Origin of the sequence: Nitrospirillum iridis (genome assembly GCF_014205765.1) — a bacterium.
Lineage (GTDB): Bacteria > Pseudomonadota > Alphaproteobacteria > Azospirillales > Azospirillaceae > Nitrospirillum > Nitrospirillum iridis.
This window is the reverse complement of record NZ_JACIIZ010000001.1, coordinates 411015-429468: the sequence shown is the minus strand read 5'-3', so window position 1 is coordinate 429468 and position 18454 is coordinate 411015. Positions and strand designations below refer to the sequence as shown.

17 protein-coding genes are annotated in these 18454 nt (G+C 68.8%); 12 read left to right on the top strand and 5 right to left on the bottom strand.

Annotation, left to right across the window (positions count from 1 at the left end):
* Positions 1-2 precede the first annotated feature (2 nt).
* The 10 genes from murD to lpxC all read left to right on the top strand — a co-directional run bounded on the left by murD (position 3) and on the right by lpxC (position 12964).
* Positions 3-1430: a UDP-N-acetylmuramoyl-L-alanine--D-glutamate ligase gene (murD, locus tag FHS74_RS01850; protein ID WP_184796903.1), complete on the top strand. Its 1428-nt coding sequence runs from the start codon at positions 3-5 to the stop codon at positions 1428-1430.
* Positions 1427-2551, top strand: coding sequence for an FtsW/RodA/SpoVE family cell cycle protein (locus tag FHS74_RS01845; protein WP_184796901.1), 1125 nt, complete (start codon positions 1427-1429; stop codon positions 2549-2551). Before murD ends, FHS74_RS01845 begins: the two co-directional genes overlap by 4 nt.
* The gene (gene murG, locus FHS74_RS01840) at positions 2548-3663 is read left to right on the top strand and encodes an undecaprenyldiphospho-muramoylpentapeptide beta-N-acetylglucosaminyltransferase (protein ID WP_184796899.1); all 1116 of its coding nucleotides are present in this window, start codon (positions 2548-2550) and stop codon (positions 3661-3663) included. The genes FHS74_RS01845 and murG overlap by 4 nt, the downstream gene beginning before the upstream one ends.
* A gap of 115 nt (positions 3664-3778) precedes the next feature.
* Positions 3779-5212 carry a UDP-N-acetylmuramate--L-alanine ligase gene (murC, locus tag FHS74_RS01835; protein ID WP_184796897.1) on the top strand — a complete coding sequence of 478 codons (1434 nt, stop codon included), beginning with the start codon at positions 3779-3781 and terminating at the stop codon, positions 5210-5212.
* On the top strand, positions 5212-6162 hold the full coding sequence (gene murB, locus FHS74_RS01830) for a UDP-N-acetylmuramate dehydrogenase (protein ID WP_184797309.1): 951 nt from the start codon (positions 5212-5214) through the stop codon (positions 6160-6162). Before murC ends, murB begins: the two co-directional genes overlap by 1 nt.
* A 282-nt stretch (positions 6163-6444) precedes the next feature.
* Positions 6445-7377, top strand: coding sequence for a D-alanine--D-alanine ligase (locus tag FHS74_RS01825; RefSeq protein WP_184796895.1), 933 nt, complete (start codon positions 6445-6447; stop codon positions 7375-7377).
* On the top strand, positions 7365-8300 hold the full coding sequence (locus FHS74_RS01820; RefSeq protein WP_184796893.1) for a cell division protein FtsQ/DivIB: 936 nt from the start codon (positions 7365-7367) through the stop codon (positions 8298-8300). The genes FHS74_RS01825 and FHS74_RS01820 overlap by 13 nt, the downstream gene beginning before the upstream one ends.
* A gap of 14 nt (positions 8301-8314) precedes the next feature.
* Positions 8315-9592, top strand: coding sequence for a cell division protein FtsA (gene ftsA / locus FHS74_RS01815; protein ID WP_184796891.1), 1278 nt, complete (start codon positions 8315-8317; stop codon positions 9590-9592).
* A 166-nt stretch (positions 9593-9758) separates the two neighbouring features.
* The gene (gene ftsZ / locus FHS74_RS01810; RefSeq protein WP_184796889.1) at positions 9759-11525 is read left to right on the top strand and encodes a cell division protein FtsZ; all 1767 of its coding nucleotides are present in this window, start codon (positions 9759-9761) and stop codon (positions 11523-11525) included.
* Between the two features lie 479 nt (positions 11526-12004).
* Complete coding sequence (gene lpxC, locus FHS74_RS01805; protein ID WP_184796887.1) at positions 12005-12964, top strand: UDP-3-O-acyl-N-acetylglucosamine deacetylase; 960 nt, start codon at positions 12005-12007, stop codon at positions 12962-12964.
* Between the two features lie 173 nt (positions 12965-13137).
* On the opposite strand, the gene FHS74_RS30840 is transcribed toward lpxC, so the two are convergent.
* The 5 genes from FHS74_RS30840 to FHS74_RS01790 form a co-directional block, all read right to left on the bottom strand.
* Positions 13138-13263, bottom strand: coding sequence for a hypothetical protein (locus tag FHS74_RS30840; RefSeq protein WP_281384595.1), 126 nt, complete (start codon positions 13261-13263; stop codon positions 13138-13140).
* An 83-nt stretch (positions 13264-13346) separates the two neighbouring features.
* Positions 13347-13484, bottom strand: a complete 138-nt coding sequence (locus tag FHS74_RS01800; protein ID WP_184796885.1) for a hypothetical protein — start codon at positions 13482-13484, stop codon at positions 13347-13349.
* A gap of 363 nt (positions 13485-13847) precedes the next feature.
* Positions 13848-13976: a hypothetical protein gene (locus FHS74_RS30835; protein ID WP_281384594.1), complete on the bottom strand. Its 129-nt coding sequence runs from the start codon at positions 13974-13976 to the stop codon at positions 13848-13850.
* Positions 13977-14045: 69 nt separating this feature from the next.
* The gene (locus tag FHS74_RS01795; protein WP_184796883.1) at positions 14046-14183 is read right to left on the bottom strand and encodes a hypothetical protein; all 138 of its coding nucleotides are present in this window, start codon (positions 14181-14183) and stop codon (positions 14046-14048) included.
* A 239-nt stretch (positions 14184-14422) separates the two neighbouring features.
* Positions 14423-15343 (bottom strand): hypothetical protein, encoded by a 921-nt coding sequence (locus FHS74_RS01790; protein ID WP_184796881.1) that lies wholly within the window; start codon positions 15341-15343, stop codon positions 14423-14425.
* A gap of 291 nt (positions 15344-15634) precedes the next feature.
* On the opposite strand from FHS74_RS01790, the gene FHS74_RS01785 reads away from it, so the two are divergent.
* Both FHS74_RS01785 and recN read left to right on the top strand, forming a co-directional pair.
* Positions 15635-16624 carry an outer membrane protein assembly factor BamD gene (locus FHS74_RS01785; protein WP_343066829.1) on the top strand — a complete coding sequence of 330 codons (990 nt, stop codon included), beginning with the start codon at positions 15635-15637 and terminating at the stop codon, positions 16622-16624.
* A 110-nt stretch (positions 16625-16734) separates the two neighbouring features.
* The gene (gene recN / locus FHS74_RS01780) at positions 16735-18423 is read left to right on the top strand and encodes a DNA repair protein RecN (RefSeq protein WP_184796877.1); all 1689 of its coding nucleotides are present in this window, start codon (positions 16735-16737) and stop codon (positions 18421-18423) included.
* Positions 18424-18454 lie beyond the last annotated feature (31 nt).

The window sequence follows — 18454 nt, the reverse complement described above, 5'->3', positions numbered from 1 at the left end:
CCATGACCGCGCCCCGGCCCCTCCTCATCCCCCCCTACCAAGGCCGCCGCGTGGCGGTGATGGGCTTGGCGCGCTCAGGCCTGGCGGCGGCGCGCGTGCTGACCGCCAGCGGGGCGCAGGTCCTGGCCTGGGACGACGGCACCGGCGGGCAAAAGGCGGCGGAGGCCGCCGGCATCCCCCTGACCAACCTGCATGAGGCGGATTTGAGCGGCGTCGCCGCCCTGGTGCTGTCGCCCGGCATTCCCCACACCTTCCCCCGGGCCCATCCGGTGGCGGCGCGGGCCAAGGCCGCCGGCATCCCCATCATCGGCGACGTGGAATTGCTGCGCCAGGCCCGGCCGGACGCCGCCTACATCGGCATCACCGGCACCAACGGCAAGTCCACCACCACCGCCCTGACCGGGCACATCCTGGCCCATGCCGGCCGCACCATCGCCGTGGGCGGCAATCTGGGCATCCCGGTCCTGACCTTCCCGGCCTTGGGGGAGGGCGACGTCTATGTGCTGGAGATGTCCAGCTATCAGTTGGAACTGACGCCGTCCCTGGGTTTCGATGCCGCGGTGCTGCTGAACATCACCCCCGACCATCTGGACCGCCATGGCGGCATGGACGGCTACATCGCCGCCAAGCGCCTGATCTTCCAGCCCGGCGCCCGCGACGCTTCCAAACCCTTGCCCGTCGCCATCCTGGGCGTGGACGAACCCAACACCGCCGCCATGGCCGATAGCCTGGAGGCGCCAGCGGGGGACAGTATCGCACGCCGTGTCGTGCGCATCTCCGCCGAGCGCGCGGTGCCCGGCGGCATCCACGCCGCCGATGGCGTGCTGGTGGACGACACCGATGGACGGGCCCTGGCCGTGGTCGATCTGCGCGACTGCGCCGCCCTGCCGGGTCGCCACAACTGGCAGAACGCCTGCGCCGCCTACGCCGCCACCCGCGCGGTGGGCGTGGCGCCCGAGGTGATCGCCGAGGCGATGCGCACCTTCCCCGGCCTGGTTCATCGCCAGCAGACCATCGCCACCATCAACGGCATCCGCTTCGTCAACGACAGCAAGGCCACCAACGCCGACGCCGCGTCCAAGGCCCTGGGCTGCTACCAGGACATGTACTGGATCGTGGGCGGCAAGGCCAAGGAGGGCGGCCTCTCCGGACTGGAGCCCTTCATGGGTCGGGTGCACCACGCCTTCCTGATCGGGGAGGCGTCGGAGGAATTCGCCCCGTGGCTTGAGGGCAAGGTCAGCTACGGCCGCTATGGCACGTTGGACCAGGCGGTTCCCGCCGCCTACGCCATGGCGCAAGAAGCGGGTGGCGGCACGGTGCTGCTGTCGCCCGCCTGCGCCAGCTTTGACCAGTATCCCAACTTCGAGGTGCGCGGCGACGCCTTCGTCGGCATCGTCAGGGCCTTGCAGGAAAAGGACGGGACGCCATGATCACGCTGTCGCGTACCGACCAATCCGTGATCGGCCGCTGGTGGTGGACCGTCGACCGCTGGACCCTGGCCACCGTCTTCCTCATCGCCACCATCGGCGTGGTGCTGATCCAGGCGGCCAGCCCGCCGGTGGCCGAGCGCATCGGCCTGGATAACTTCCACTTCATCCAGCATCACGTGATGATGCTGATCCCCACCCTGATCATCATGGTGGGGGTGTCGCTGCTGTCGCCCAAGGGTGTCAGGCGCATGGCCATGATCATGTTCCTGCTGTCCCTGGCGGGGGTCGCGCTGACCCTGGTGTCGGGTGTGCAGATCAAGGGCGCCACCCGCTGGATCCATCTGCCGGGCCTGTCGGTGCAGCCGTCGGAATTCATCAAGCCCGCCTTCGCCGTAGTGGCCGCCTGGCTGTTCGCCCAGGCCCGGCACACCAGCAACGTCATCTATTTCGGCGTCTGCATCGTCTTCTACCTGATGATCGTGGCCCTGCTGCTGATGCAGCCCGACCTGGGCATGACCTTCGTGGTCAGCGCCGTGTGGTTCGGCCAGTTCTTCATCGCCGGCCTGCCCATCCTGCTGGTGGCGGTGCTGGTGGTCTGCGGCCTGTCAGGCCTGGTGGGGGCCTATCTGCTGTTCCCGCACGTGCAAAGCCGCGTCAACCGCTTCCTGGACCCGGCCGCCGGCGACAACTACCAGGTCCAGCGCGCGCTGGACGCCTTCCAGCACGGCGGCTTGTGGGGTACCGGCCCCGGCCAGGGCACGGTCAAGATGACCATCCCCGACGCCCATGCCGACTTCATCTTCGCCGTGGCGGGGGAAGAACTGGGCATGCTGTGGTGCCTGTTCATCGTGCTGCTGTTCGGCGTCGTGGTCATGCGCAGCTTCGCCCGCGCCTATGGGGAGCAGAGCCTGTTCGTCATGCTGGGCGCCGCCGGCCTGGCCATGCAGTTCGGCCTGCAGGCCTGCATCAACATGGCGTCCAGCCTGCACATGATGCCGACCAAGGGCATGACCCTGCCCTTCATCTCCTACGGCGGTTCGTCGCTCATCGCGCTGGGCATCGGCGTCGGCATGCTGCTGGCCCTGACCCGCAAGCGCTTCGGCCAGGGGGATCTGCCATGAGCCGCTCCGCGCAAGGAACCATCGTCCTGGCGGCCGGCGGCACCGGCGGCCATCTTTTCCCGGCGGAGGCGCTGGCCCGCGCGCTGCGCGCCCGGGACCTGCCGGTGGCGCTGGTGACCGACACCCGGGGCCAGGCCTTCGGCGAGGGCCTGACCGACATCCCCGTGCATCGGGTCAGCGCCGGCACGCCCGGCCGCAGCCTCATTTCCAAGGCCCGCACGGTGCTGACACTGCTGGCTGGATCCATGCAGGCCCGCCGCATCCTGAAGGACATGAAGCCCGCCGTGGTGGTGGGATTCGGCGGCTACCCTTCCGTGCCCACCGTGTTCGCGGCCCAGCGCCTGGGTATTCCCGTGGTGTTGCATGAGCAGAACGCGGTGATGGGCCGGGCCAACAAGCTGTTGGCGGGCGGCGCCCGGCTGATCGCGACCTCCTTCCCCGCTGTCGCCGGCCTGCCCCGCCACGTGGCGAGTGTGCGCACGGGCAACCCCGTCCGCCCCGCCATCCTGGCCCTGGCCGACCGTCCCTACACCCCGCCCGGCGGCACTCTGTCCATCCTGGTGACCGGCGGCAGCCAGGGCGCCTCCGTCTTCAGCACCATCCTGCCCGCCGCCGTCGCCCGCCTGTCGCCGGAACACCGCCTGCGCCTGCGCATCAAACAGCAGGCCCGGCCCGAAACGATGGAGCAGGCGCGCGAAGGCTATGCCGGCCTGGGCGTGGAGGTGGAACTGGCCCCCTTCTTCCGTGACATGGCCGGCCGGCTGGACGCTTGCCACCTGGCGATTTGTCGTTCCGGTGCCGGAACGGTGGCGGAATTGGCCGTGGCCGGCCGTCCCGCCATCCTGGTGCCCTATCCCCAGGCCATGGACGACCACCAAACCGCCAACGCCAAGGCGCTGGTGGACGCGGGCGGCGCGTGGCTGATGCCCCACGCCCAATTCACCGCCGAGGCCCTGGCGGAGCGACTGGCCGCCTTCCTGGAGGACCCCGCCCCGCTGGCCCTGGCGGCGGCCGGCGCCCGGTCCTTCGCCATCCCCGACGCGGCCGAGCGCCTGGCCGACGCCGTGCTGGACGCCGCGAGCGGTGCCGTCCCCTTGGGGAGGGCCGCATGAGCCACATGTCTTGGCCCCGTATGACGAGCTTCCCAGACGCCCTGACCTTCCCCTATGGTCCGGCCGCCGCGGACGGGGTCCGCGCGCAATCCCCCTATCGCAGCGGAGACGGCCAATGAGGGCGATGCCCCTGTCCATCGGCACCATTCATTTCGTGGGCATCGGCGGCATCGGCATGTCCGGCATCGCCGAGGTGCTGCATAACCTGGGATACTCCGTCCAGGGCAGCGACCTGGCGGACAATTACAACGTCAAGCGCCTGCGCGATCTGGGCATTCCCGTGTCCATCGGCCAGCGGGCGGAAAACCTGGGCGAGGCGGCGGTCGTCTGCATCTCCTCCGCCGTGAAGCGCGACAACCCCGAGGTCATGGCCGCCCGCGCGGCGCTGGTGCCGGTGGTGCGGCGCGCCGAAATGCTGGCGGAACTGATGCGCCTGAAATGGTCGGTGGCCATCGCCGGCACCCACGGCAAGACCACCACCACCTCGCTGGTCTCGGCCTTGCTGGACGGCGCCGGCTTCGACCCCACCATCATCAACGGCGGCATCATCAACGCGCTCGGCACCAACGCCAAGCTGGGCTCCGGCGACTGGATGGTGGTCGAGGCGGATGAAAGCGACGGCACCTTCACCAAGCTGCCGGCCACCATCGCCGTCGTCACCAACATCGATCCCGAGCATCTGGATTTCTACGGCACCTTCGACCGGGCGCGCGAGGCTTTCGACCAGTTCGTGCAGAACATCCCGTTCTACGGCTTCGCCGCCCTGTGCATCGACCATCCCGAGGTCCAGGCCCTGATCAGCCGGGTGGACCGCCGCATCGTCACCTACGGCTTCAACCCCCAGGCCGATTTGCGCGCCACCAACCTGCAGACCACGGTGCAGGGCGCCTTCTACGACGTGGTCGTGTCCGACCGCGTGGTGGGGGAGGAACGGACCATCACCGGCCTGCACCTGCCCATGTATGGGCTGCACAATGTCCAGAACTCGCTGGCCGCCATCGCCGTCGCCCTCAACATGGGCATCAACGATGAGAGCATCCGCCAGAGCCTGGCCAAGTTCAGCGGCGTGAAGCGGCGCTTCACCAAGACGGGCGAGTCCAACGGCATCGCCGTCATCGACGACTATGGCCACCACCCGGTGGAGATCGCGGCCGTGCTGAGTGCGGCCCGCACCGCCGGAACCGGCCGCACCATCGCCGTGGTGCAGCCCCATCGCTACACCCGGTTGCAGAGCCTGTTCGAGGAGTTCTGCACCTGCTTCAACGACGCCGACGCCGTCATCGTCGCCGACGTCTATGCCGCCGGTGAAACACCGATCGCCGGCGTCAGCAAGGAGGCGCTGGTGGATGGCCTGCGCACCCACGGCCACCGCCACGCGCTGCCCCTGCCCTCGCCCGAGGCGCTGCCCTCCATGATCCGCGACATGGCGCGGCCGGGTGACTTGGTGGTCTGCCTAGGCGCCGGCAACATCACCACCTGGGCCAACGCCCTGCCGGCGGAGCTGGACCGCCTGTTCGGCACCGCCAATCCGGGAGGGAACGCCCGATGATGGCGGAGCGGCGCCGGCATGAGGGGACGGAGGGCCCGGGCGAGACCCGGGGCGCCGCCCTGCTGCGCCGCCTGCCGGAGGTACGCGGCCGGCTGACTCCGGACGCCGCCCTGGGGCCCCTGACCTGGTTTCGCGTGGGCGGCCCCGCCGACGTGCTGTTCCGCCCGGCCGACGAGGATGACCTGGCCCGGTTCCTGGCCGCCTGCCCCGCCGATGTGCCGGTGACCGTCATCGGTGTCGCCAGCAACCTGCTGGTCCGCGATGGCGGCGTGCGCGGCGTCGTCGTCCGCCTGGGTGGTGCTTTCGCCCAGGTGGCGGTGGAGGGTGAGCGGGTCCGCGCCGGCGCCGGCGCCCTGGACCTGACCGTGGCCCAAACGGCGCAGGCCGCCGGCCTGTCGGGCCTGGAGTTCCTGTCCGGCATCCCCGGCACCATCGGCGGCGCCATCCGCATGAACGGCGGCGCCTATGGCGGGGAGACGGTGGAGGTGATCGAGGACGCCGTGGGTATCGACCGCCAGGGCCGTCGCCGCACCTACAGCCGGGATGATCTGCACCTGACCTATCGCCACTGCGGCGTGCCGGAAGATGTGATCTTCACCACGGCCACCCTGGTGGGCCGGCCGGGCGACAAGGCCGCCATCCAGGCCCGCATGGACGAGATCGCGGCCGCCCGGGCGGCCAGCCAGCCGGTGCGGGCCCGCACCGGGGGGTCCACCTTCGCCAACCCGCCGGGCGAGAAGGCCTGGGCCCTGGTGGACAAGGCCGGCTGCCGCGGCCTGGTGGTCGGCGGCGCCCAGATGTCCGAGAAGCACGCCAATTTCATGCTGAACCTGGGCGACGCCACCGCCGCCGACATCGAGGCGTTGGGCGAGGAAGTGCGCCGCCGGGTTTTTGAGATGTCCGGCATCCCGTTGCGCTGGGAAATCCGCCGCATCGGGGAGCCGGTTTGAGTGAGTCGGGGTACCCGCGAATCAGTCCTGGCGCGACACCGCGACCACCCGGACGCCGAGTCGTTTTCCGACCCGTCCGGACGACATAGGGAAGGACTATGGGTAGTTATACCCTGGTTGCAGCGGCCTGGACATTTCAACGCTATAGCTAGCGGTTTTTAAAAAGAGGCGCCTGAAAACTTACAAAATCTTGCGTTTCCCAGCGGTTCTGCAAAGGTGGGCTATCCTCTAGGGATTGTGTCACCATGGCTGGAACCGATTCAGCCAATAGGGAGCGGTTTGATGAGTGGTCACCAGCCTAAGCATGTCACCGTCCTGATGGGCGGGTGGTCTGCCGAGCGCGAGGTGTCGCTTGTCAGCGGCGCGTCCATCGTGACCGCGCTGGAGTCCAAAGGCTATGTCGTGCGCGCGGTGGATGTGCAGCGCGACCTGGCCGGCCTGCTCGCGGCGCTGACGCCCAAGCCCGACGTCATTTTCAACGCCCTGCACGGCCGCGGCGGCGAGGACGGCCTGATCCAGGGCGTCCTGGAATATCTGGGCGTGCCCTACACCCATTCCGGGGTCATGGCCTCCGCCGTGGCCATGGACAAGGCCATGACCAAGCGGGTGCTGAGCACCGTGGGCATGCCCATCGCCGACGGCGTCATCGCGACGCGCGAGCAGGTTCTGGCCGGCCACGTCATGGAACCGCCCTACGTCATCAAGCCGGTGGACGAGGGCTCCAGCGTCGGCGTCCGCATCGTGCGCCCCGGGGCCAACGGCCCGGCCATCGCCGCCGAGCATTGGGTCTATGGCGACACCGTGATGGTGGAAAAGTTTATCCCCGGCCGCGAGCTGACCGTGGGCGTGGTGGGCGACCGCGCCCTGACCGTGACCGAGATCGTGGCCAGCACGGAATTCTTCGACTACACGGCCAAGTACACCGAAGGCCACGCGGTACACGTCTGCCCGGCCCGGATTCCGGCCGAGGTGGCGGAGGAAGCCAAGCGCCTGGCCCTGCTGGCCCATCAGACGCTGGGCTGCAGCGGCGTCAGCCGCAGCGACTTCCGCTGGGACGACAGCAAGCACGGCAGCGCCGGCCTCTGCTTCCTGGAGACCAACACCCAGCCCGGCTTCACCCCCCTGTCGTTGCTGCCGGAACAGGCGGCCCATGTGGGTCTCAGTTATGCCGACCTGTGCGGCTGGATCGTGGAGCACGCCGCATGCCACGGGTGACCCATCCCTCCAGCCCCGGGCTATTCCCCGAGGGCGACACCCCGCGTAGCCGCATCGCGTATGAGACGCGGCGGACGACGCAGCGTGCCGCCCAGGCGGCCAACCGCCGCCGCGCCACCCCGCGGTGGCTGCGGTTCCTGGGCCGCCGGGCCACCATCCTCGCGCCGCTGGCCCTGGTCGGCGGCCTTGTGCTTTGGGGTTGGGCCAGCGGCAAGCTGACGGCCGCCGGCAACGCGATGAACGCCGCTTTCCTGGACGTCACATCCCGGGGCGGCCTGCAGATCCAGGAAGTGCTGGTCAAGGGCCGCAAGGAGACGGACGGCGCCCAGGTGCTGGCAGCCCTTGGCGTGGAGCGCGGGTCGCCCATCCTGGGCTTCGACCCACACGCCGCCCGCAAGCAGCTGGAGCAGATCCCCTGGATCGCCAACGCCCGGATCGAGCGCCGCCTGCCGGACACGCTGTACGTCGTGCTGACCGAACGCCAGCCCATCGCCATCTGGCAGCATGAGCAGAAGCTGGCGCTGGTGGATGCCGAGGGCACGGTGCTGACCGACCATAACCTGGACCACTTCCCCAACCTGCCCATCCTGGTGGGCGACGGGGCGCCGAAGCAAGGCCACACCCTGCTGGCGGCGTTGGCGGCCGAACCCACCATCCAGGCGCGCGTCGACGCCGCCGTGCTGGTCGGCGGCCGCCGCTGGGACCTGCATCTGAAGGGCGGCACCGAAGTGCGCCTGCCGGAATTGAATTTCGAGGCGGCCCTGCATCAGCTGGCCGCCCTGGAGGCATCGGACAAGGTGCTGGACCGCGACGTGGTCGCCATCGACCTGCGCGTGCCGGACCGGCTGGTGGTCCAGACCTCGGCCACCGCGGCGGCGGCTCGGGCGGACAAGGGCAAACGCCCGCCGGCGAAGAAGAACTGAGGGCGGACCAGACCATGGCATTCACCGTAACCGGCCGGTCCAAGCCCAAGCGCGTCGCGCGTGGCGGAACCATCGCCGCCCTGGACGTGGGCAGCAGCAAGGTCGTCTGCTTCATCGCCCGGGTGGAGGAGCCCGGCTCCATCCGCGTGGTGGGCATCGGCCACCAGGTGTCGCGCGGCGTGCGCGCCGGCGCCATCGTGGACATGGAGGCGGCGGAGACCGCCATCGGCACCGCCGTGCACGCGGCCGAGACCATGGCGGGCGAGCAGATCCGCGAGGTGCTGGTGGGCCTGTCCGGCGGCCAGCCGGAAAGCCAGACCCTGACGGTGGAGACGGGCATCTCAGGCTCGGAGATCACCGACGCCGATTTGCGCCGGGCGCTGGCCCATGCCCGCAACCTGAACGTCTCCGCCGATGCCGAACTGATCCATTCCATCCCCGTGGGCTACACGGTGGATGGATCCAGCGGCATCCGCGACCCCCGCGGCATGGTGGGCGAGAAGCTGGGCGTGCGCCTGCATGTGGTGACGGCCGCGGCCGGCCCGGTGCGCAACCTGAATTCCTGCGTCGGCCGCTGCCATCTAGGTGTGGAAGGCTTCGTCATGTCCCCCTTCGCCGCGGGCCTGTCCTGCCTGGTGGAGGACGAAATGGATCTGGGCGTCACCCTGATCGACATGGGCGGCGGCACCACCAGCATATCCGTCTTCTTCGACGGCAAGATGGTGTGGACCGACAGCGTGCCCATCGGCGGCAGCCACGTCACCAGCGACATCGCCCGTGGCCTGACCACGCCCTTGGCGCATGCGGAGCGGCTGAAAACCTTGTACGGCAGCGCCCTGCCCGCCCCCTCCGATGAGCGTGAGATCATCGACGTGCCGCAAATCGGGGAGGAGGATCGGGCCCAGGCCCACCATGTGCCCAAGTCCCTGCTGGTCGGCATCATCCAGCCCCGGTTGGAAGAGGTGTTCGAGTTCGTGCGCGGCCGCCTGGACGCATCGGGCTTCGCCAAGCTGGCGGGCCGCCGCGTGGTGCTGACCGGCGGCGCCAGCCAGCTTCCCGGCATGCGCGAGCTGGCCCAGCAGGTGCTGGACAAGCAGATCCGCCTGGGCCGGCCGCTGCGCATCGGCGGCCTGGCGGAATCCGTGGGCGGTCCGGCCTTCTCCGCCGCCGCCGGCCTGCTGGCCTATGCCGTGCAGCAACACGCCGAGGCCCCCGCCTTGGCCCCCCTGATCGAACCCGCCGGCTCCGGCTGGTGGGGCCGCATGGGCAACTGGCTGAGGGACAACCTATGACCCCCGACCACGCCCCGGCCACGCGACAGAATTTCCGGCCACCGCCATCCGGCACCCCCGACAGGGGCCGATGTACCGGCCACCGAAGTATTGGCTCAAGACCGCCGAAACCGACCCACGACCTAACCGCACCGTATTCCGGACGCTCCGCAGAGGGGACAACGCCATGACCATCAAAGTCACCATTCCGCCGGTGGAAGTGCTGACCCGCCCGCGCATCACCGTGTTCGGTGTCGGCGGCGCCGGCGGCAACGCCGTCAACAACATGATCCGCTCCAACCTGGAAGGGGTGGAGTTCGTGGTCGCCAACACCGACGCGCAGGCGTTGACCGGCAGCGAGGCCACCAAGCGCCTGCAGCTGGGCAGCACCATCACCCGCGGCCTGGGCGCCGGTTCGCGCCCCGACGTGGGCCGCGCCGCCGCCGAGGAGCAGCTGGAGGAGATCCTCTCCCACCTCGAAGGCACCAACATGTGCTTCATCACCGCCGGCATGGGCGGTGGCACGGGCACGGGCGCGGCCCCGGTGATCGCGCGCGCCGCGCGGGAACAGGGCATCCTGACCGTGGGCGTGGTGACCAAGCCCTTCCACTTCGAAGGCGCGCACCGCATGCGCATCGCGGAGCAGGGCATCAACGAGTTGGCCAGCTACGTCGACACGCTGATCATCATCCCCAACCAGAACCTGTTCCGGGTGGCGAATGAGAAGACCACGTTCGCCGACGCCTTCAAGATGGCCGACGACGTGCTGCATTCCGGCGTGCGCGGCGTCACCGACCTCATGGTCATGCCGGGCCTGATCAACCTGGACTTCGCCGACATCCGCACCGTGATGACGGAGATGGGCAAGGCCATGATGGGCACGGGCGAGGCCACGGGCGACCGCCGGGCCGTGGAGGCCGCCGAGGCCGCCATCAGCAACCCGCTGCTGGACGACGTGTCGATGAAGGGCGCCCGCGGCGTCCTGATCAACATCACCGGCGGCTACGACATGACCCTGTTCGAGGTCGATGAGGCGGCCAACCGTATCCGCGACGAGGTCGACCCGGACGCCAACATCATCTTCGGCTCCACCTTCGATGCCCAGCTGGACGGCAAGATGCGGGTGTCCGTGGTCGCCACTGGCATCGAGACCCTGGCCGGCCAGCAGCCGCGCCAGCCGGTCGCCCCCCAGCTGCAAGTGGTCAGCGGCACCGCCGTCCGCCGCGCGGCCGCGCCAGCCACCCCGTCGGTCAGCACGCCGGTGCGTCCCGCCGCGGGCGCCAGCTACCACGCGGCGCTGACGCCCGCCCCCATGGCGCCGGCCCCCACCGCGACGGCGCATGCCGCGCCGGTTCCGGCCGTGACCACGCCGGCACCAGCCCCCATGGCGGCCCCGCAAATGGCGGTGCCGACGCCTGCGGCCTTCACCCCGGTGGCGGAGCACGCCCCGGCGGCCCCAGCGGTTGAGGCGACGCATGAGCACGCCCCCGAGCCCGCGCCGCGGACCGAGGTGCCGATGCGCGCGCCGGCCCCGGGCACCCTGCGTGGCGAGCGTGGCGGTGCCGGCTTCATCCCACCGCGTCCCGCCGATGGCGGCCCGCGTCTGGGCGCGCCCAATCCGGATCGCTACACGCCGCCGCAGGCTGAGCCGCGCAAGAAGGGCATCTTCCAGCGCATGTTCGGTTTCGGCGGTGAGGACCAGGCGCCGGCCCCCCAGCCGCAGATGGCCCCGCGTCAACCGGCCCCGACGGCGCATTACGCCCCGCAGCCCGCCCCGCAAGTCTCCCAGCCGGTGCAGCAGCATGCCGCCCCGGCGGTGACGCCACAGGGCGCGCAGCACCAGGCACCGCGTCAGCCCACCCCGTCGGTGCATCCGGAGCCCGGCCTGGGCCGTGCCCCGGGCGAGGACAGCTCGCTGGATATCCCCGCCTTCCTCCGCCGCCAGGCGAACTGATGGGCGCGAATTGATGCACCCCATGTGACCCGCGTCACTGCATCGCATCATGTGAAGGGCCGCTTCCCGCAGGAAAGCGGCCCTTTTCATTTGCGGCGGCATCAAGGCGAAATTGCATTTGTGCTCAAGTAGATACGCATAGCGTGACGTAACATTCCGTAACAAAGAGTGATTTGAAGGCTGGGCGTCCACTTGTTACTTAGGCAGCATGACGTTTGGCTTTGGATGCACCGCAACACGCGGTTGACATCCCGGGACGGAGGTCGGAACCGAGGCGACAAGGCGGCAGGGTCAAAATTGACCGCAAGCCGAACCGGTCGCCGGACGTGGATGGCAAGGCCTGTGGTCGTCAAAGACCGCTTCCCCGACACCCGCCCCGTCCGAACCCAAAGTCCCCAGGTGGCCCACCCCTGGGGCGCACGTGATGCAGGAAGGGCCCGCGCCTGACCGTATCACGGCAGAATAAGGAAGTTGGACCCGTGTACGCCGATCGTGAACCCACCACCGCCGCCCGCCAGCAGACGCTGAAGGCCCCCATCAATTGCACCGGTGTCGGCCTGCATTCCGGCCTGCCCGTTGCCATGACGATGCGCCCGGCCCCGGTGAACAGCGGCATCATCTTCCGGCGGCTGGATCTGCTGCGCGGTGGGGCCACGGAGGCCCAGGCGGCCGTTCCGGCCCGCTGGGACGCGGTGGTTGACACCCGGCTGTGCACGGTGGTGTCCAACGCCACCGGCGCCACGGTGGGGACGGTGGAACATGTGATGTCGGCGCTGCGCGGTTGCGGCATCGACAACCTGTTCATCGACCTGGACGGTGCCGAGGTTCCCATCATGGACGGGAGCGCCGCCCCCTTCGTGTTCCTGATCGAATGCGCCGGCATCGCCCAGCAGGACGCCGCCCGCCGGGTCATCCGGGTGCTGCGTCCCGTGTCGGTGGTGGAGGGCGAGAAGGTCGCCACCCTGACGCCGTCGTCGGGCTCCAGCTTCGCCTTCGAGATCGACTTCGCCAGCGCCGCCGTGCGCCGCCAGGAAGGTTTCGTCCGCCTGGAAGCCGACAGCTTCAAGGATGAGGTGGCCGAGGCCCGCACCTTCGGTTTCCTGCAGGAAGTGGACATGCTGCGCCGGGCCGGCCTGGCGCGCGGCGGTTCCATGGATAACGCCATCGTCATCGACGGCGACCGTGTCCTGAACGAGGGCGGCCTGCGCTTCGACGACGAATTCGTGCGCCACAAGATCCTGGACGCCGTGGGCGACCTGTACATGGCGGGCCTCGCCATCGTCGGCCACTACTCGGGCATCCGCTCCGGCCACGCCCTCAACAACAAGCTGCTGCACGCCCTGTTCGCCGACCCCTCCGCCTATGAGATTGTCGAGGAAGTGGACGCCGCCTTCGTCCCCCAGGCTTGGGGACGGCCCCGGTTGGTCGCCACCGCCTGAGGCATCTTATTGACCCAACACCGCCGCATCCGTCCGGCCAACAAGCACAAAAGACCGAACACAACACGAATAACTGAGCCTCAAACGAAAAGGCCTTCTTCCCCATCCGGGAAGAAGGCCTTTTCCGTCTCCGGGCGTGGCGTCCGGCGGACTTGTCCGGCAGGGCCGGCACCTCACAGCATGGCGTTCAGGCACAGTGCCACGATGGCGGCGACGGACAACATGCCAGCCGTCTCGACCAGGGCCGAAAGACGGGCGGTGAAGCTGAAGGACATGGCGGTCTGGGTGGCGGTGGTCATGATGGTTCCCCTTGGTCGGATTGGATGATCGCTGGTCAGGCGATGGTCGGTGGATTGGATGCGCGGGTCGGTTCGCGGGAGGGTCACAGCATGGCGTTGACGCTGGCGGCGATCAGCAGGGCCACAGCCAGCATGGCCCCCGTTTCGACGGCGGCGATGGACGGCAACAGCTTGAAAAAGCGGAACGACGCGGTGCGAGTGGAAGCGGCGAAGGCGGTCATTTTCATCTCCGTCAGGATGATTGGTCGGTGTTGCCCCCTTATCAGCAAGGCCCGTGCCAACCGCTGAAACGGCGGAAATCCTGGGGTTCCAACCGAAGCCATCTGCCCGCACATGCTCCTCGCACCATGAAATCGCCATTTTTGTCATTCAGTATAAAAACTGGCGATTCTTGTTCGTGCGCTTCCGGACACTGTTCGTTTTTGAACAGCCAGCCGTCCATTCCCGGACGCCCGGCATCACGCACCGCAGGCTGGAAAAGCGAAAGGCCTTCCGCCCAGATGGGGGGAAGGCCTTTTCCGTTGCGCCGGAGGGCTGATCAGCGCGCCGGTTCCGGGCCGGGCGCGCGCCGTCTTCGGACATCCTCACAGCATGGCGTTGATGCACAGGGCCACGACGGCGGCGACACCCAGCATGCCGGCGGTCTCGACCAAGGCGGTGACGCGGGCCAACAGGTTGGGGGTCGTGGTCCGGGTGGCGGTTACGGTGGTCATGGTTGCTGTCCCTGGTTTCTGAAATGGATCGTTGGTCGGGCGGTGGTCTTGGGCGCGCAGGGCGCGACTTTAGAACATGGCGCCGATGCTGATCGCGATCAGCAGGGCGACGGCCACCATGGCACAGGCCTCAACCGTGTCGGTGCTGGGCAAGCCCTTGAAGAAACGGAAGGAAGCGGTACGGGGGGCGGCGGTGTAGGCGGTCATTCGCATCTCCATCGGAAGGTGGTTGGTTGTCGTGCCCCCTATCAGCAAGGGGTGTGCCAACCGCCCAAAGCCGCGGAAATCGACCGGTCCCCGTCACGGGCTCATGAGTCGTTGACGAAATCACGCCACTAAATGACCCGATCCACCACAATTGGCGAATATGGCGACCGCTTGGGCGTTCGACATCGCCCACTGTCCGTTTACGGACAGTGACCCCGTTCATAGGCGATCGGCGCGGATCAGCCGCCGAACCAGACCTTGGTGTCGAGGTAACGCGACGCCAGGAAGCGATAGAGGCGGCTGACCTCGAACATCGCCTCATCCTTGGCCGGGTCGAGGGATTTCCACCGCTGGGGAATGTCCTCCCAGGCCATGGTCTCGAAATGCAGGGCGTCGCGGTGCCGGCGCAGCATGGCCACGGTGCCGTCGAACTGCTTCAGGGCGGCCACCGCCTCGCCCGTTCCCGCCTCCACCTCATCGAACCAGCTGCGGTACTTGTCCACCGGCACCTTCAGCAGGGACTGGATGCGGCGGAGCTGATGATCCAGTTCCCGATCGCCCCGCGCCAGTTTCTGCATTTCCCGCAGCTTGCGGCCGATATCGAACACCGGCTTGAAGTACTCCCGCAGCGCCTCAAGGAAGGCCAGCTCGTTGGCCAGCATCTCGACGCGGTCCACCACCTCATGCTTGCGCTCGGTCGGCAGCCCCACGATGGCCGCGATCTCCGCCGCCTGTTCGCGCATGCGGCGCTTGGCGTCCTCGCTTTCATCCAGGGAGGAGGCGTCGCCACGCGCGCCGGCGATGGCCTTCAGCAAGGAACCGCCGATCTTGAGGAATGCCATGTCGCGATGGCGGGACTCGATGGACCATGACGCCGTGCCGTCCAGGATTTCAGACGGGATGCGGTCACCATTCCTGATGATGCGCACGAACTTCAGGCTCTGCGCGATCATCCCCAACAACTGCCCATCGCCGCTGTCCGGGGGGACGGAGAACATCTGCGACACCTGGCGCAAGGGGATGGCGCCCCGCGCGTCACCCAGGTCGATCTGCAACACGGCCTCGCCATGGCTGAGCGTGAAAAAGGAATTGGGCAAGCACAACGCCGGATGCGTGAAGCTGAATTCGGTGATATTGGGCTTGGCCGTCTTGTCGAGCATGGCGATGGGGTTGATAAGCGTTCTGTCGCAGGGGGCGTCCCAAGCTAGCGGTCAGCCTATGGCACATCCACCCCGAACGCGGTCGCCTGTCGATGCAAAAATGCCCCGCCAGGCCGCACCCTATCCCCCCGTGTAGGGTGGGGACACGGGGGCACTGATCGCCCCATGGTACCGCATTTCAAAATATTTCGCTGTTTGATCGACAATGTGCCGCTTGGCGATGGGCGGCATGACCGTGCTATAACACGCCGTCGCGCATCCCGCCGCCTATTCCGCCCCGAGAAGATGCCCTTGTCCTTCCCCCGCATTGCCTTGTCGCCCCGCCGCCTCCGCATCCTGGCCCCGCTCGCGCTTGTCGCGGTAGCGGCTTGCTCCAGCGATGAGAAGGAAGCGCCTTACATCGAACGCCCGGTGGAGCAGATCTACTCCGAGGCTGGCAACGCCATCGATCGCGGCGAATACCAGAAAGCGGCCCTGCTGTTTGGCGCCGTGGAGCAGCAGCACCCCTACTCCACCTGGGCCATGCGCGCCGAGCTGATGGCCGCCTACGCCTATTACCAGGCCAACAAGTATGATGAGGCCGTCGGTTCGCTGGACCGCTTCATCAGCCTGCACCCCGGCAACCCCAACGTCGCCTACGCCTATTATCTGAAGGGCCTCTGCTATTATGAGCAGATCTCCGACGTGCGGCGCGACCAGACCCCGACGGTGCAGTCGCTGAAGGCCCTGGAAGAGGTCATCCGCCGCTTCCCCGCCAGCCCCTACGCCCGTGACGCCAAGCTGAAGATCGACCTGACCCGCGACCATCTGGCGGGCAAGGAAATGGACATCGGCCGCTATTACCAGAGCGTGGGCCTGAACCTGGCGGCCATGAAGCGCTTCCGCCAGGTGGTGGACCAGTATCAGAGCACCAGCCATACGCCCGAGGCCCTGCACCGCCTGGTGGAGGTCTATCTGTCGCTGGGCATGCTGGAAGAGGCGCGCAAGGCCGCCGCCGTGCTGGGTTACAACTACCCGGGCAGCGACTGGTACCAGAACACCTACGACCTGATGAAGGACGCGCCCAAGCCGCGCGTCATTCCGGTGAACCTGTCCGCCAAGGCCCCGGCCGACGCGGCAGCACCCGCCCCCGGGACCGCCACCGGAGCCCCGACCACGCCCGCCGACGGCCAGCCCACCGGCGCCAAGCCCGCCGACCAGAAGCCGGCGGACCAGAAAGCCGAGAAGCCGCGCCAGGAAGGCAAGGACCGTGGCTTCTTGGGTTGGCTTTTCGGTGATTAAGCCCTAGAAAATCCTATCCCGACAGCGGGGCTCCGGATCGGTGACAGACCAGTCCGGGGCCCTTCTTGTCTGACAGTTCCGTCTGAAGGCTCGCAAACCGGGTGAGTGCCATGCTGGCGTCCCTCTCGATCCGTGACGTGGTCCTGATCGAACGGCTGAATCTGTCGTTCGGCCCAGGCTTGTGCGTGCTGACCGGCGAAACCGGCGCCGGCAAGTCCATCCTGCTCGACGCGCTGGGGTTGGCCCTGGGCGGTCGGGGCGACAGCGGCCTGGTGCGCCACGGCGCCGACCAGGCGACCGTGGTGGCTGAATTCGATCTGGGCGGGTTCGGTGGCGCCAAGGGCGGCGCCTCCCACCCCGCCCTGGCCCTCCTGCGGGAGCAGGACCTGGACGCCGACACCACGCTGGTCCTGCGCCGCACCGTCACCGCCGATGGCCGCTCCCGCGCCTTCATCAACGATCAGCCGGTGGGCGTGGCCCTGCTGCGCCGCGTCGGCGAGACGCTGGTGGAGGTGCATGGCCAATTCGACACCCACGGCCTGCTGAATCCCCTGACCCACCGCGACCTGCTGGACGGCTACGCCGGCCTGGCGGCGAAGCGCGCCCATGTCGCCGGGCTCTACCGCGCCTGGCAGTCGGCGGAAACGGCCAGGCGGGATGCTGATCGCGAGGCCGCCCGAGCCCGCGAGGAAGAGGACTATGTCCGCCACGCGCTGTCCGAACTGGACGTGCTGGACCCCAAGGACGATGAGGAAGAGGCGCTGGCCGAGCGCCGCGCCGTCATGATGCACCGGGAGAAGCTGGTGGAGGCCTTGACCGGCGCCGCCGGCGAGATCGCGGGTGAGCGCGGGGCCGAGCGCGCCCTGGCCAACGCCCTGCGCCATCTGACCCGGGTGGCGGACAAGGCCGCCGGCCAGTTGGACCCGCTGATCGCCACCCTGGACCAGGCCGCCGCCGAGATCGGCGAGGCCGCCCGCGCCCTGCAGATCATGGCCGGCGACATGGACCATGACGGCGCCACCCTGGAAAAGCTGGAGGAGCGGCTGTTCGCGCTGCGCGCCTGCGCGCGCAAGCATGGCATCAGCGTGGCCGGCCTCGCCACCCTGCGCGCCGACTTCGCCCGCCGCCTGTCGCTGATCGAGGACCAGGGCGATCTGCTGACCCGCCTGGCCAAAGAGGCGCTGGAGGCAAAACAGGCATACGCCTCGGCGGCCAGCGCCCTCACCCAGGATCGCCGCGCGGCGGCCGGCAAGCTGGACAAGGCGGTCATGGCGGAACTGGCGCCGCTGAAGCTGGAAAAGGCCCGCTTCGTCACCGCCGTCGATGGCGTGGCCGAGGCTGACTGGGGCCCCAGCGGCAGCGACCGCGTCGCCTTCACCGTCGCCACCAACCCCGGCGCCCCGCCGGGCCCGCTGGCCAAGATCGCGTCGGGCGGTGAACTCGCCCGCTTCATGCTGGCGCTGAAGGTCATCCTCGCCCAGGTCGGCACCGTGCCCACCCTGGTGTTCGACGAGGTCGACACCGGCATCGGCGGCGCCGTGGCCGACGCGGTGGGCGAACGCCTGGCCCGCCTGGGCGCCGGCCTGCAGGTGCTGGTGGTCACCCACAGCCCGCAGGTGGCGGCCCGCGGCCGGCATCACCTGAACGTGCGCAAGCGCGTGGCCGCCGGCAAGACCACCACCGACGTGGTCATCCTGTCGCCCGAGGAACGGCGGGAGGAGATCGCCCGCATGCTGTCCGGCGCCGAGATCACCGCCGCCGCCCGTGCCGCCGCGTCCGAACTGATGGCCGCCGGCTGAACGCCGGCGCGCTTGTCCCCTTCCCGTCTTC